The sequence below is a fragment of the Bordetella genomosp. 4 genome (assembly GCF_002261185.1).
In the GTDB taxonomy this organism is placed as follows: domain Bacteria; phylum Pseudomonadota; class Gammaproteobacteria; order Burkholderiales; family Burkholderiaceae_B; genus Bordetella_A.
This window is the reverse complement of the sequence record NZ_NEVQ01000001.1, coordinates 454,329-468,614: the sequence shown is the minus strand read 5'-3', so window position 1 is coordinate 468,614 and position 14,286 is coordinate 454,329. Positions and strand designations below refer to the sequence as shown.

At 59.5% G+C, this 14,286-nt stretch carries 11 protein-coding genes and 1 pseudogene; 4 read left to right on the top strand and 8 right to left on the bottom strand.

The annotated features are described in order from the left end of the window. Positions 1-425: 425 nt before the first annotated feature. From CAL20_RS02175 to CAL20_RS02155, 5 genes are all read right to left on the bottom strand, one after another. Positions 426-2,483, bottom strand: coding sequence for a UvrD-helicase domain-containing protein (locus tag CAL20_RS02175; RefSeq protein WP_094819625.1), 2,058 nt, complete (start codon positions 2,481-2,483; stop codon positions 426-428). 13 nt (positions 2,484-2,496) lie between these two features. Further along, positions 2,497-4,578, bottom strand: coding sequence for a primosomal protein N' (locus CAL20_RS02170; RefSeq protein WP_094819624.1), 2,082 nt, complete (start codon positions 4,576-4,578; stop codon positions 2,497-2,499). A 351-nt stretch (positions 4,579-4,929) separates the two neighbouring features. Continuing rightward, the gene (hemE, locus tag CAL20_RS02165) at positions 4,930-6,003 is read right to left on the bottom strand and encodes a uroporphyrinogen decarboxylase (RefSeq protein ID WP_094819623.1); all 1,074 of its coding nucleotides are present in this window, start codon (positions 6,001-6,003) and stop codon (positions 4,930-4,932) included. A 103-nt stretch (positions 6,004-6,106) separates the two neighbouring features. After that, on the bottom strand, positions 6,107-6,961 hold the full coding sequence (locus CAL20_RS02160) for a helix-turn-helix domain-containing protein (RefSeq protein ID WP_176456429.1): 855 nt from the start codon (positions 6,959-6,961) through the stop codon (positions 6,107-6,109). 107 nt (positions 6,962-7,068) lie between these two features. Then, the gene (locus tag CAL20_RS02155; RefSeq protein WP_094837057.1) at positions 7,069-8,082 is read right to left on the bottom strand and encodes a pyridoxamine 5'-phosphate oxidase family protein; all 1,014 of its coding nucleotides are present in this window, start codon (positions 8,080-8,082) and stop codon (positions 7,069-7,071) included. Between the two features lie 270 nt (positions 8,083-8,352). On the opposite strand from CAL20_RS02155, the pseudogene CAL20_RS02150 reads away from it, so the two are divergent. From CAL20_RS02150 to CAL20_RS02140, 3 genes and pseudogenes are all read left to right on the top strand, one after another. After that, positions 8,353-8,838: pseudogene (locus CAL20_RS02150) on the top strand (methylated-DNA--[protein]-cysteine S-methyltransferase); the annotation flags it as partial. Between the two features lie 84 nt (positions 8,839-8,922). Continuing rightward, positions 8,923-9,528 (top strand): DNA-3-methyladenine glycosylase I, encoded by a 606-nt coding sequence (locus CAL20_RS02145; protein ID WP_094819619.1) that lies wholly within the window; start codon positions 8,923-8,925, stop codon positions 9,526-9,528. A 140-nt stretch (positions 9,529-9,668) separates the two neighbouring features. Then, entirely contained in the window at positions 9,669-10,487 is an 819-nt protein-coding gene (locus CAL20_RS02140) for an META and DUF4377 domain-containing protein (RefSeq protein ID WP_094837055.1), read from the top strand. A 132-nt stretch (positions 10,488-10,619) separates the two neighbouring features. Here the strand turns inward: CAL20_RS02140 and CAL20_RS02135 are convergent, their stop codons facing one another. Genes CAL20_RS02135 through CAL20_RS02125 form a run of 3 tightly spaced genes read right to left on the bottom strand, consistent with a single transcriptional unit; the run spans position 10,620 to position 12,933 of the window. Then, positions 10,620-11,438, bottom strand: a complete 819-nt coding sequence (locus CAL20_RS02135) for an extracellular solute-binding protein (protein ID WP_179266607.1) — start codon at positions 11,436-11,438, stop codon at positions 10,620-10,622. Then, positions 11,435-12,193: an ABC transporter ATP-binding protein gene (locus tag CAL20_RS02130; RefSeq protein ID WP_094837054.1), complete on the bottom strand. Its 759-nt coding sequence runs from the start codon at positions 12,191-12,193 to the stop codon at positions 11,435-11,437. Before CAL20_RS02130 ends, CAL20_RS02135 begins: the two co-directional genes overlap by 4 nt. Beyond that, positions 12,190-12,933, bottom strand: a complete 744-nt coding sequence (locus tag CAL20_RS02125) for an ABC transporter permease (protein ID WP_094837053.1) — start codon at positions 12,931-12,933, stop codon at positions 12,190-12,192. Before CAL20_RS02125 ends, CAL20_RS02130 begins: the two co-directional genes overlap by 4 nt. Positions 12,934-13,132: 199 nt before the next feature. Here CAL20_RS02125 and CAL20_RS02120 point away from each other — a divergent pair, with 199 nt between their 5' ends. Continuing rightward, on the top strand, positions 13,133-14,275 hold the full coding sequence (locus CAL20_RS02120; RefSeq protein WP_094837070.1) for a substrate-binding domain-containing protein: 1,143 nt from the start codon (positions 13,133-13,135) through the stop codon (positions 14,273-14,275). Positions 14,276-14,286 lie beyond the last annotated feature (11 nt).

Below are 14,286 nucleotides of genomic sequence, written 5' to 3'. Positions count from 1 at the left end.
GCAACACGCCACCCCGCCGCATGCCCGGACCGATCGCTATTCGCGCGTGTGCAGGGCACGCGCGAATAGCAGCCCTGCAAGATCTTCCTCTTTGCCAACGCGACGGCAGAAAAATGCCAAGCAAGAGAGCCGTGCCAGCGATGTGATGAGCTTGAATGACTGCGAGTCGAGCCGAGGCAATCGGGCCGTGCGGGCGCCTCAAAGCCGAGTGGAGCGGACGTCGAAGGGAGCGCGAAGGCGCGGACGAGACGAGCGAACACGATGTCCGGCGCCCGCGCGCCGGACCGGCTTTGTGAAGCCCGCACGGCCCGATTGCCTCGGCTCGACGTCCAACAAACACGCCCCCCTCACCAACTTAAACCTCAAGCCTGAGCAAGCAGATTCAGCCGACCAATCACTCACCCCCGGCAAACTCCGCCGCGCAGTCACTTCTTCAGCAGTGCCTTCAACATCCCCAATCGCTCTTTAGGGCTCATCGCACGTGTCGCGTCATCTTCTTCGACACGCACGTCGCCCAGCCCCATTTCCTCGATAAAGCGGGAAGGCTCGCGAATGATATCCTCCCGTGCGCGGCGACGTTTTTTGCACCAGCTCAGATGCAGACTGCGTTGTGCGCGTGTGATCCCCACATACATCAAGCGACGCTCTTCCTGGATCCGCGTGGCCAGGTTTTCCGCGGCGCGCGCGGGATCGCCATCCTCGTCGTCTTTGCCGAGGTGAGGCAACAGACCTTCCTCCACACCCGCCAGATAAACGTGGGGATATTCCAATCCCTTTGATGCATGCAGTGTCGACATTTTGACAGCGTCGGGCTCTTCTTCTTCGCCGCGTTCCAGCATGGTGATCAAGGCGACGTGCTGCACCAGATCAAACAGTGACATGCCGTCTTCCTCGGCTTTGCGTTTAAGCCAACCGGTGAGTTCCAACACGTTTTCCCAGCGCGTCTGCGCGGGTTTTTCCTCCAGCGTGTCGTACAGATGGCGCTCGTATTGAATCGCGCCCAGCATGTCGTCCAGAATCGCGCCTGCAGGCTCAGGAGAGCCCGTGCCATCCGTGTGGCCACGCCCCGCGCGCCATTGCAGACGTCGAATGTATTCCGCAAAGGTTCGCAATGACTCTAGCTGGCGGGGCTGCAGCAGGCTCTCCAACCCAGACTCGGCTGCAGCCGCCAGCAAAGAAACTTCGCGTTGCGCCGCGTATTGGCCCAGGACCTGCAACGTGGCCTGTCCAATGCCGCGTTTGGGGGTCGTAGCAGCACGAATGAAAGCGGGGTCGTCATCGTCGTTGGCGATCAAGCGCAGATACGCCAGGATGTCGCGAATTTCGGCCTTGTCAAAAAAGCTCTGCCCGCCCGCTATCGTGTACGGGATTTTCAGATTGCGCAGCGCTTGTTCCAAAATGCGCGACTGATGGTTGCCCCGGTACAGGATCGCAAAATCTTTCCATTGCGCCTGACGCTCAAAACGCGACGCCGAAATCTTCATCGCGATCGATTGGGCCTCGTGTTCATCATTATCCATAGGCGACACCACGATCGGCTCGCCCACCCCCAGATCTGACCAGAGTTTTTTCTCGAACAGCTTTGGGTTTTTTTCGATCACCGTATTGGCCGCGGCCAGAATACGCTGCACCGAACGATAGTTTTGCTCGAGCTTGATGAGCTTGAGTTGCGGGTAATCCGTCGTGAGCTTGGCCAGATTTTCCATGGTGGCGCCGCGCCATGCGTAAATGGCCTGATCATCGTCACCCACGGCGGTAAACATCGCCCGGTCGCCACACAGCAACTGCACGAGGCGATACTGACAGGCATTGGTATCCTGGTATTCGTCGACGAGCAAATAGCGCACGCGATTTTGCCAACGCGTACGGACTTCCTCATTGCTATCGAGCAACTGCGCGGGGATACGAATCAGGTCGTCGAAATCCACTGCCTGATAGGCCGCCAGCGTCGCCGCGTAATGACGATATACCGTCGCAGCCTCTGATTCAGCTGGCGTCGCAGCAACGCGTGCCGCATCATCCGGACTGAGCAAGGCGTTTTTCCACAACGAAATCGTCGACTGCACAGTGCGTAGACGGCCACGATCCGTGGTCACCAGCAGTTCCTGGATGATGGCCATGGCGTCATCCGCATCCAGAATCGAAAACTGGGGCTTGAGCCCCGCATGACGGGCCTCTTCGCGCAGCATCTTGACGCCGAGTGAATGGAATGTGCTGATAGTCAGGCCTTTGGCCAGCTTCCGATCGACCAAGGTGCGCAGACGCTCGTCCATTTCGCGCGCGGCCTTGTTCGTGAACGTCAATGCCACAACGTTGCGCCCCATATAGCCGCACTCGCGCAGCAAATACGCAATTTTCTGTGTGATCACACGCGTCTTGCCGCTGCCCGCCCCCGCCAGGACCAGACATGGTCCGTCCAGGTACAGCACCGCCTCTTTCTGAGCGGGATTCAAGCCATGGCCTATGGGTGCGCTATCAGACATAGAAAACAAAAAATCAAATCTCTAGAGGGTCGACTTCCAATTGCCACCGGACACGCGATTGTGACGCGAGCGCCGGCAAATGTCCCGACCATTCCGTCAAAAACGCTTGCAAGGCTGGCCGGCTCGTACTTTCCAGCAACAACTGCGCGCGCTCGATATTGGCCACACGTACCACCCGCAGCGGTACAGGATCGTACAGCGTCAACGATGACACGCCTGAAAAACCGCCCTGCTCGGCAACATCACGAGCCTCTTGCAGAAACGCCAGTGCCTGCGCCAACTCGCGCGCCTCGGCCGTCAACAACGCCTGATATGCAAACGGCGGCAGCCCCGTTGTCTCGCGTTCTTCGAGGGCATGACGAGCAAAGCCCGCATAATCGTGACGCAGCAAGGCCTGATACACGGGCTGCTCGGGATAGCCAGTCTGAATCAGGACCTCGCCTCCATTGGCATGACGGCCGGCGCGACCCGCAACCTGCATCAGTTGAGCGAACAACCGCTCAGGCGCCCGAAAATCGTGGGCAAACAACATCGAATCGGCATTCAACACGCCAACCAGGCCCAATCGCGCAAAATCGTGTCCCTTGGCCACCATCTGGGTGCCCACCAGGATATCGACCTCGCCCGCGTGCACGGCTGCGAACAAAGCTTGGGCACTGCCTTTACGCCTCGTGCTGTCCGCATCGATACGCGAAATCCGCGCCTGGGGGAAGAGCTCTGCGAGATGTTCTTCGACACGCTGCGTTCCGCGCCCCATGGGTTCAAGATCCTGATCGCCGCATTCCGGGCACGCCCGTGGCACAGGCGCCTGATAGCCACAATGGTGGCAATGCAATCGATTGCCGCGCCCTACTGCTCGGTGCAACACGGTAAAGGCCGAGCAGCGAGGGCAATGACTGACCCAGGCACAAGAGGCGCAATGCAGCACGGGTGCGTAACCGCGACGGTTCAGGAACACCAGCGATTGCTCGCCACGCTCGAGCCGCTGACTGATCGCATCGATCAGTTGTGGCGACATCCCCTGACGCATCGCCAGGCGGCGGGTATCTATCAAACGAATCGCGGGCAAGCTGCTCGCCCGCGCGCGGCCCGGCAGCGTCAGACGCAAATAGTGGTTGCGCCCGGCGTGGTACCAGCTCTCCAGCGATGGTGTGGCAGAGCCCAGCACCACCGGGACATTTTGATCACGCGCCCGCCATACTGCCAGATCGCGGGCGGAATACCGCAGACCGTCCTGCTGTTTGTACGAGGCGTCGTGCTCTTCGTCGACCACGATCAGGCCCAACTCGGTCAGCGGCGCGAAAATCGCCATCCGTGTGCCCAACAACATGCGCGCCTGGCCGCGTTGCGCACGGGCCCAAGCCTGCACGCGTTCGCCGTCCGACAGCCCGCTATGCATCACGGCCAGGCCATCAATGCCCAGCACCGATTCCAATCGTGCCCGCACTGCCGCCTCGAGCTGCGGCGTCAAATTGATTTCGGGCACCAGCAACAAGACCTGGCGTCCCGCCGCCAGCACGCGCTCGGCAATATGCAGATAGACCTCGGTCTTGCCGCTGCCAGTCACCCCATGCAGCAAAACAGGCCTGAACCCTTCTAGCGCGGCAACGGTATCTACCGCTGCCTGTTGGTCCTCATTCAGTACAGGTGCCTGATCGGGCGTGGCCGCGGCGACAACGCGCTTGGCCTTGCGTGCATCCAAACGCGCCACCGGGCCTTGTCCGGATCGTTTACCTTGGTAAGCCGAGGGTTTGCGCAACGGCGGCGGCATGGCCGGCAACATGACTTCGCCTAGCGGCCGCTGATAGTAATCGGCCGCAAACCGCGCCAACCGCAGCCAATCGGCGGGCAAGGGGGGCAAATCTTCCAGGACTTGCTCTACCTCGCGCACCTGAGCCGGGTCAATTGAGGGCTCGGCAGGATTATCCACAACGACGCCCACCAATTTGCGACGGCCAAAAGGCACAATGACCCGCGCGCCGACCGGCACAGCGGCCTGAGCGCGATAATCAAAAGGCCCCGGCAGCGGGACATCCAGTGCCACGCGCACCCAGAACCCGGCGCCGAGACGGAGGCCATCCGGTGCGTCAGACATGAGCGGCGGGTATCAAAAGCATGGCGATAGACGTGGACAACTTAAAGTGAATTCTCGATTTCTGAGCTAACAAGCTGTCAAATCTGCGTGAAACATCCTCGAATCACACAGCCTGTGGATAACTTTGGGGAAAAACATCCAATAACTTGATTTCCTGTCAAGGTGCTTAATATAAAAATAAATGCCCGCAGCCTATTGACATTATATTTTTATTTTAAATTCAAGGACTTATAAAAACATTCAAGAATTTATCCCAAATTTTTGGTGTTGCCCGAGGGGATTTCGCTGCTGTGCACAAGTCTCAGCGAGCAGCGCATAGACTAGGCCTTTCGCGCGCTAGCGGACACTTACTTAAGCGTGAAACAACCGGCTGTAAGCGTGCACCTCGTCCACCAAAGCGGTGACCGCCTCAGGCGGCGTATGCTGCGAGATGCCATGCCCCAGGTTGAAGACATGCCCGCCCCCGCCTACCGGGCCAAAAGCGTCCAGCGTGCGCCGGACTTCGGCCCGGATGGCTTCGCTGCCACCAAACAATGTCATCGGGTCGAGGTTGCCCTGCAGGGCGACGGCATCGCCGAGACGCTGGCGAGCCCGTCCGAGGTTCACCGTCCAGTCGAGTCCCACGGCATCACAGCCGCAGGCTGCGATATCTTCGAGCCAGAGCCCACCACCCTTGGTAAAGACGATGACAGGCACTTGGCGTCCTTCATGCTGGCGGATCAAGCCCGATACGACCTTGCGGGTATAAGCCAACGAAAACTGCTGGAACAAGCCATCGGCCAACACTCCCCCCCAACTGTCGAACAACATGACGGCCTGCGCCCCCGCCTGGATTTGGGCGTTCAGGTATTGCTGGGTCGCTTGAGCATTGATATCCAGGATGCGATGCAGCAAATCCGGGCGCGAATACAGCATGGTCTTGATCAGGCGATAGTCGGCGCTGCCACGCCCCTCGACCATGTAACAAGCGATAGTCCAGGGACTGCCTGCAAAACCGATCAGGGGAACTCTGCCATCCAGTTCTCGACGGATGACCGTCACAGCGTCGAAAACATAACGCAGTGAATCCATATCGGGCACCGCGAGCTGCGCCACATCGCCCTCGGTGCGCAGCGGCCGCGCAAAACGCGGCCCCTCGCCCGGAGCGAAATCCAGCCCCAGGCCCATGGCATGCGGCACCGTCAGGATGTCGGAAAACAGAATGGCCGCATCCAGGTCGTAACGGGCCAAGGGTTGCAGCGTGACCTCTGCGGCGTAATCGGGATTTTGTGCCAGTCCCATGAACGAGCCGGCCCGCGCGCGCGTCGCGTTGTACTCGGGCAGATAGCGCCCCGCCTGGCGCATCAGCCAAACGGGGGTATAGGGGACGGGCTGGCGCAACAGGGCGCGCAGAAACACATCGTTCTTCAGGGGAGCAGCGGACACAGCTATCCTTCGATTTCGGAAGCCGTGATTTTACTGCCTAGGCGCATACCGCGCGGTCACCTGCCTGATCTGCGCCAGCATGCTGCCGTACACCGTGTCCGAATCAGGCCGGCGGCTCAGGCAGAGAGGCGTTATCGCGATAATGAGCGGCATCAATGCGATGCTTGCGCATCAGCGCCCAGAACGCGCGCCTGTGCTTGCTGGACGCCCGCGCAGCCTGAGCAACGTTCCCCGAATGGCGGGACAAAGCATGGCGCAAATAGGCGCACTCGAAATCCTCTACCATCCGGGCCTTGGCTTGACGGAATGGCTGATCGATCGCACCGATGTCAAAGACATCGTTTTCGGTAGCAGGCCGAGGCGATTTCTTTCTGGTTGATAGGGGTTTGCTGCCCGGCAGACCGCCGTAGACGCGAAAAGGCTCCTGTATGGACCCGCTGGGGTGTCTGTTGCGAGGCCGGAGGGTCCGGTCCGCCTCCGATACCGGAGCCGGCGACGACATCAACGACAGCGCCGTCGCAGACTCTGTGAGCCCATGTGGCCGCGCCTGGCGGTGCCAATGCACCAGACGCGCCCGCAATTCGTCGGCACAGACTGGCGCCCGCACAAAATCGGCAACACCCAGCGACAGCAGATCCAATATGCCTGGCGCCGTGATATCGAAAACGACGGCGATCAGCGGAATGCGCAATCTCGCCTCAGCACTGGCCAACACGGTGCGCACCCACGAAAGCGACTCAGGTGCCACCGGCAATATACAGCCATCAAAGCGCCGCAATGCCAATTGAGCCCGTGACAGCCACTGCGTGTCGGCGGGCGCCCCGGCGTCTAGACCGGCGACATCCAGGACGTACAGCCGCAAACGGCCGAATTGTCCCTGATGGCTATCAACCCAGTCCCGTACCCAGCCCTCATGGCCGGGGGTCATCAGAACAGCGCAATCGAATATTTCACGCAAGAGGGACTCCTGTATACGCATGCAAAAAAAACAAGCGTACACAGCATCGTCACACCAAGATATTCGCAGTTGTCACACTGCGGGTTCTACGTATAACCAGGTGCGGATCAATACATATTCCGTTTGTAATCCTGCTCCAGCCCTTTACGCATCAGCCCGGGAATAGACACCATCCCGCGCGCAATCGCCGCGCTCAAGCCACGAGTCTTATTCAGTTTGACGTGCGCGGCGAAGACCGCGGCAGGATCAATGTCCTCTGGCGCCGACGCTGTCATCCACGGTCTCGCTCGCAACAACGCAGCGCTCTCTCGCAGTATGACGTGTGGTGACTCCAATACGGTCACGACCTTTGGAACCTTGCCCTGCACTTCGAATCTCTGCCTCAATGCGGTGTCCGCCGTCATGTGCGAACGACCTTTCACCACGGCGACCTGGGCAGACCCGGGCACCAGCAACATGATGGCTGCCTGCGGCCGTACCAGCATATTGCGCATGCTATCCGTACGGCGATTGCCGGGACGATCGGCAAAACAAAGCTGCGTTGAGTCCCCCTGCATCAACAGGCCCGCGGGATCACCCTTCGGACTCAAATCGGTGCGCAATTCGGCATCGGCTGTCGCCAGGGCCATAAAGCGGCACACCGCCAGCAAGCGTGGCAGATTGTCGATACCCGTTTGCGCAGCCGGTTCGTCAGCTGACCAGAATGCCGATCGCAGCAATGCCTTTGCGCAATGGGCATAGCACTCATGCACCGCAATCACCACATCATCACCGGTCACCGCCTCCACCGCGCCATTCACCCGCAAAGTCTCACCCAGGCCCGGAATAAGGAACAGCAACCCTGCCCCGCGCCCCACTTTGGCATAAAGCGGCTCATCCAGCGCCGCACGCGGAATACGCAACAGGCCCGCGCCGGATGCGGACGCAAACCCCGGACTGCCGCCAGCCACCGTCACCTCGATCTGCTGTGTGTCGCTGAACCCCGCGAATACCAACGGCGAAACGGCCAGCCAACGCTGCGCATGTGCATCCAGATGATCAATCACCTTCAGGTCTACAGCCTCTGCACGCGCGCCCACCTGAGACTCCAGAGCCTCGACCGTACTGATCACGCCGTCCATTCGCGTCCCCTGTAGATTCGACAAAGAACCACCATTTTATAAATGAGAATTATTTATTTCCATGATTTTCTTGTATAAAACGCAATGACGCCTTTCCCGCCCGATCGGCAGAGTTCGTGAAAACCAAGTTCGACGGCAAGAATACGAGTGCACCGTTGGGGCGCGATCCCTAGACTACAGACATGGTGATACAGCAAAGCGATGCTCTGCATCCGGCACAGCCGAGCTCACCGCTAACCTAGATCCGCTCCCTCCGTGAAAGGAACCATCATGTCCTATGCCTACAAGACCATCGCCTCTCCCGTGGGCCGATTGACGCTCGTCGCCAAGGATGCCAGCCTGGCTGCCATCTTGTGGGAAAACGACCGGCCAGGCCGTGTACGCCTGGGGCCGATGCAAGAGAACACCCAGCACCCCATTCTGCTAAAGACCGAGCAGCAATTGGCAGAATATTTTGCAGGGCGACGCGAACGCTTTGAACTACCGCTGGATTTCGTCGGCACCGAGTTTCAGAAGCAAGTCTGGGCTGCGCTGCTGACCATTCCTTACGGCCAGACGCGCAGCTATCGCGACATCGCGACGCAAATCGGTCGGCCCAAAGCGGTGCGTGCCGTTGGAGCGGCCAACGGACGCAATCCGATCTCGATCGTCGCGCCTTGTCATCGTGTCGTTGGCGCATCCGGAGCACTGACCGGATTTGCCGGAGGATTACCGGCGAAGGAATTGCTGCTGGGCCTCGAACACAGCGCCACAGCCGCGTAGACGTTTTATTATTCCGTGGGGCAGCATGGCCGCTGCCCTTTTTTCCAGCATGCATGCCGCAGTTTTCCGGAGCAACAGATGAACTCACCCACCGGCGTCATCATCGGTGAAGACGGCTTGGCGCGCCCACCCTGGGCCGCGCAAGATCCCTTAATGCGCCAGTACTACGATACCGAGTGGGGCATGCCCGTACGCGACGAGCATGGTTTGTTCGAACGGTTGAGCCTGGAGTGTTTTCAATCGGGTTTGTCGTGGGCGACGATCCTGCGCAAACGCGAGGCGTTTCGTGCTGCGTTTCGCCAGTTCGATCCCGATGTCGTCTCGGCTTTCGGTGAAAAAGACGTCGAACGCCTGATGGCCGATAGCGGCATCGTACGCAACCGGGCGAAAATCCTGGCTACCATCAACAACGCCGCTGCGACGATCGCACTGCGAGCCGACGGCGGACTGGTGGATTTCATCTGGTCATTTCAACCGGCAGAAACCCCTGCTCCCCGCACGCTGGCGGAAATCCCTACCGTGTCGGAGGCGTCCACTGCACTGAGCAAAGCCCTGCGCAAGCGAGGTTTTGCTTTTGTCGGGCCAACCACCATGCACGCATTGATGGAAGCCACGGGAATGATAGACACGCATCTGGTTGACAGCCATCGCCGTGGCAGCTCTGGCGTCTGGCAAACAAGGTGAACGTTACACAAATCACCTGCGTATTACACAAATCATCACGACGTAGCGCTTCTTCACACGGCATTCCTGTCAATGCCAGCTATCCGCATCAATTCAGTCCATAATCAAGCCTTGAACTTGCTTTATCAGGACCACGCGCCATGCCATTGAACACTTTGCTTTCTCGTTTATTACTTGCTGCCACGGTCAGCGTACTGAGTGCTTGCGCGATGAACACGAACACAACGTCTACCACTGGTGCGCCCACTACGGACACAAACACCACCGCATCAACGCTCTCGGCCTATCACTGGGACTTGACCGCTGCCCGCGATGCCAACGGCGCCGCACAAACCGAATGGGCGCCGCCCAAAACGCGCGATGGCGCGCCTTTGCGCCTGAGTTTCAAGGATCAACGCCTCTCCGTGTCTGGCCTGTGCAACCGGCTGGGCGCAGGCTATAGCCTGGATGCGAACAAGATCAAAATCTCGGGCGCCGCCGGCACGATGATGGCCTGCAACGACAGTGCGCTCATGCAATACGAACATGCCTTTGGCCAACGTTTGCCGCAAGCCTCCACCTGGCAGATCACGCAGAGCCCGACTGGGCCGTTATTGACGCTAGGCTTTGCCGATGGCGCGCAATGGACGCTGACGGGCACCCCCACCGACGAGACCCGCTATGGTGGCACAGGCGAAATACAGTTCCTGGAGATCGCTTCGCAGCGTATGCGTTGCTCGCACCCCGTCATCCCCAATATGCAATGCCTGCGGGTGCGCGAAGTGCAATACGATGCCAATGGCATTCAGACCGGTCGAGGCGAATGGCAGGCTTTTTACAGCGAAATCGAAGGCTATACCCATCAGCCGGGCGTACGTAACGTATTACGCGTAAAACGCTATGAACGCAACCCGGTGCCAGCCGACGCGTCGCGCTATGTGTACGTGTTGGACATGGTGGTACAAAGCGCCCAGGAATAAGCGACAGCAAAAAGAACAGGCTCGAATTCATCGAGCCTGATTTGACTGCCATGCCCTCTATCCGCGATGCAAGCCCCGCACCGTTAAATCATCCGCGGCTGCTGACATGCAGCAAATAGCAGAGGCTCCACTTTATTTCTCCGCATTCGGGAAAAACAACTGCTGCCCGTTGACCTTGTAGCTGGCAATGGTGTCCTGCCCCGCTGGCGATGTCACCCAATCCACGAACTGCTGGGCGTCCTTGGCTTTAACGTGCGGGAACTTGGCGGGATTGACCACCATCACACCATACTGATTGAACAAGCGCTTGTCGCCTTCGACCAGGATCTTCAGATTGCCAGGGTTCTTGAAGCTGAGCCACGTGCCACGGTCCGACAAAACATAAGCACCCATCGACGAAGCCATATTCAACGCCGGCCCCATGCCGCAACCACAGGCTTTATAGCCCTTGCCCATGTCCTCGACGCCCGCTGCTTTCCAGAATCGCAGCTCGGCAGCATGCGTGCCGCTCTTGTCGCCCCGAGAGACAAAAGACGCATTGTCCTTGGCCAGCTTGCTCAGGGCCTGAACGATATCGTTGCCCTTGATTCCTGCCGGATCGTCAGCCGGCCCAATCAAGACAAAATCGTTGTACATGACGGGATAACGCTTAGTGGCGTAGCCCTCGGCCACGAACTTTTCTTCGGCAACTTGATCGTGCACGAACAAGACATCGGCGTCGCCACGACGCGCGGTATCCAATGCCTGACCGGTACCCTGCGCAACAACTTTGATGTCAATACCGCTGGCCTTTTTAAAGGCAGGCAACAAATGCGCGAACAAGCCTGACTGCTCAGTGGAGGTAGTCGAAGCCATGACAATGGTTGCTGCCTGGACCGCCGGTGCTGCCCACGTGGCTGCGACAAACAATGCCGGCATCGCGGCGCGTCGCAATAGAGTCGAGAGTGTCATGATAGGCGTTCTCCTTTTAGGAACAAACTGGCTGCTTCGGGCAGCGAGCCGTGAAAAAATTCGTCAACGGGCAAATCGGCCACCACCCGGCCACGCTCTAAATAAATCACGCGTTGCGCCAACCGTTTGACCTGGCCCAGGTTGTGACTGCTGAACACCATCGCGGGCCGGCGCTGTGGTTCGTCTGGCACATCAGGGGCCTCATCTGGCGCCACCATCGGTTGCACGAAGTCATGCATCATCTGCTCGACCTCACGCTTGGCGTGGGGGTCCAGGCTGGCCGTTGGCTCGTCCAGCAACAGCACATCCGGCTTCAGGGCCCAGGCGCGCGCCATCGCCAATCGTTGCTGCTGTCCGCCGGACAGGGCCTTGGCACTGCGTGCGGCGAGGTCCTCCATACCGACTCTGGCCAATGCAGGACCAGCTTGCGCGCGAGCATCGCGCCAACGCATGCCACGCAACCATAGCCCCAAGGCCACATTGTTCAGCACCGACATGCGCAACATATATGGCTGTTGAAACAACATGGCCTGGTGCTTGCGCGCCACACATAAAGCCTGGCCGCGCGAGGGTTGCAGCAGGCAATGCAACACGCGCAGCAGCGTGCTCTTGCCGCTGCCGTTCGCGCCCACCAGCGCCACGCACTCTCCCGGCCGTATCGTCAGGGACACCGCACGCAGGGCCTGCACGCTGCCGAAATCCACGTCCACATCGCGCAGATCAAACAAGGTCTTGAAAGGCGATGCGCGAGTCATGTGCCCGCCCCCACCCGGCCAAATAAACCCGATAACCCCGCATCACGCCGCTCGCGCCAACGCCGAACGACCGCGGCCAACATGTTCAACAGCAACACCACGCACAACAGCAACAGTCCCAATGCCAGCGCCAACGGCAAATCGCCCTTGCTGGTTTCCAATGCAATCGCAGTGGTCATCACGCGTGTGTAGCCCTCGATATTTCCGCCCACCACCATCACGGCGCCGACCTCAGAAATCGCGCGGCCAAAGCCTGTGATCACAATCGTCAACAACGCAAAACGCTCATCCCAGACCAGCAAGAGGCCACGCAACCACTCACGCGCGCGCAGCGAGCGCAATTGCTCGCCGTGCAGCCGCTCTGCATCGGAAATCGTTTGACGCACGAGCGCCGTCACAACCGGGCAAACCAGTACTGCTTGGGCCAGCACCATGGCTTGAAACGAAAACAACCAGCCCAGAAATCCCAAAGGACCGGAATGTGACAGCAGCAAATACACCACCAACCCCACCACCACGGACGGCAATGCCAGCGAGGTGTTCAACAGCACCAGCACGAACCCGTGGCCACGAAACCGTGCGACCGCCAGCCATGCGCCGGCCACCATCCCTACTGCGCATGCCAGCGCACAGGCGCAGGCGCTCACCGCGAGCGAACGCAACACGATGGACAGCAGCACCGGATCAGCTGAGATGATCAGTTCAAAAGCCGTCGATATGCTTTCAGAAACGGTATTCATGGAAGGCGAGCAGAGAACACAATGTCATTTTTCTATCTGGATTTACGGCCGCACGGCATGAGGCATACGGAGCCGAACCGCGCAATGTGCTGAGGGTATCTCACCAAAACCCCGCTCACCATATGAATACTTTTGCATAGGCATGGCTTACTATCTGCAGAGGACCGCCCCCAACGCGCATTTAGGGCATACTTCCGTCGTGCATCGTATCGACCTCTCCTACCAATTGGGCGCCACGTCGGCAGGCCCTTCCGTCATCGGCAACGCGCTGATGGACTTGCTGTTCGCCGTGCGCGAACACGGCTCAATCTCGGGCGCCGCCAAAGCGCTAGGGCTGTCTTACCGCCACGTATGGGGCGAGCTCAAACGATGGGAACAGATTCTGGACCGCACCCTCATCGTCTGGGACAAGGGGCAGCCCGCGCGCTTGAACGAGTTCGGTGAAAAATTGCTGTGGGCCGAACGCCAGGCACAAGCCCGGCTGGCTCCGCAGATCAACGCACTGCGCGCCGATCTAGAGCGCGCCTTCGCCATGGCGTTTGACGACGCAGCTCACGTGGTGCCGTTGTACGCCAGTCATGACGATGCCTTGGGCGCGCTGCGCGAGCACGCCGTTACCAGCGACAAACTCTATCTGGACATCCGCTATACCGGCAGCGTCGATGCGATCCGCGGGCTCAACGAGGGGCGTTGCGTCATTGCGGGTTTTCATACGCGGCAGGACCCCGTGCCGGGCTCGCTGACCGAACGCATCTACAAGCCTCTGCTCAAACCAGGGCTGCACAAAATCATCGGCTTTGCCCAACGCAGCCAGGGGCTGATCGTCGCGCGCGGCAATCCCAAACGCATCAGCGCCCTGGCCGATCTGCGCCGCTCTGACGTGCGCTATGTGAATCGCGCCCTCGGTACAGGCACCCGCGTCCTGTTTGACGAGCTGCTGGAACAAGCGGGCATCCCGGCAGCGGCAATCAATGGCTACGAACGCACGGAGCCCTCGCATAACGCAGTCGCTCACGCCGTTGCGAGTGGCCATGCAGATGCCGGCCTCGGCATCGAGCCCGCCGTGCGCGGACATGCATTGGATTATGTCCCGCTGGTACAGGAAAATTATTTCCTGGTCTGTCTCAAATCGACCCTGGATCAGCCCTCTACGCAGGCTCTGCTTGCCATTCTACGCAGCCCGCAATGGCAGGCAGCGCTGTCCGCGATGCCGGGCTACGGGCCGTTGCAAAGCGGCCAAGTTCTCTCGATGAAACGGGTATTGCCATGGTGGACATTCAATACCCAAAAAACACACCCGCAAGCACGCCCAACAAAACGCGCTGTGCGCAAGGTGAGTTGACGCACACCTTT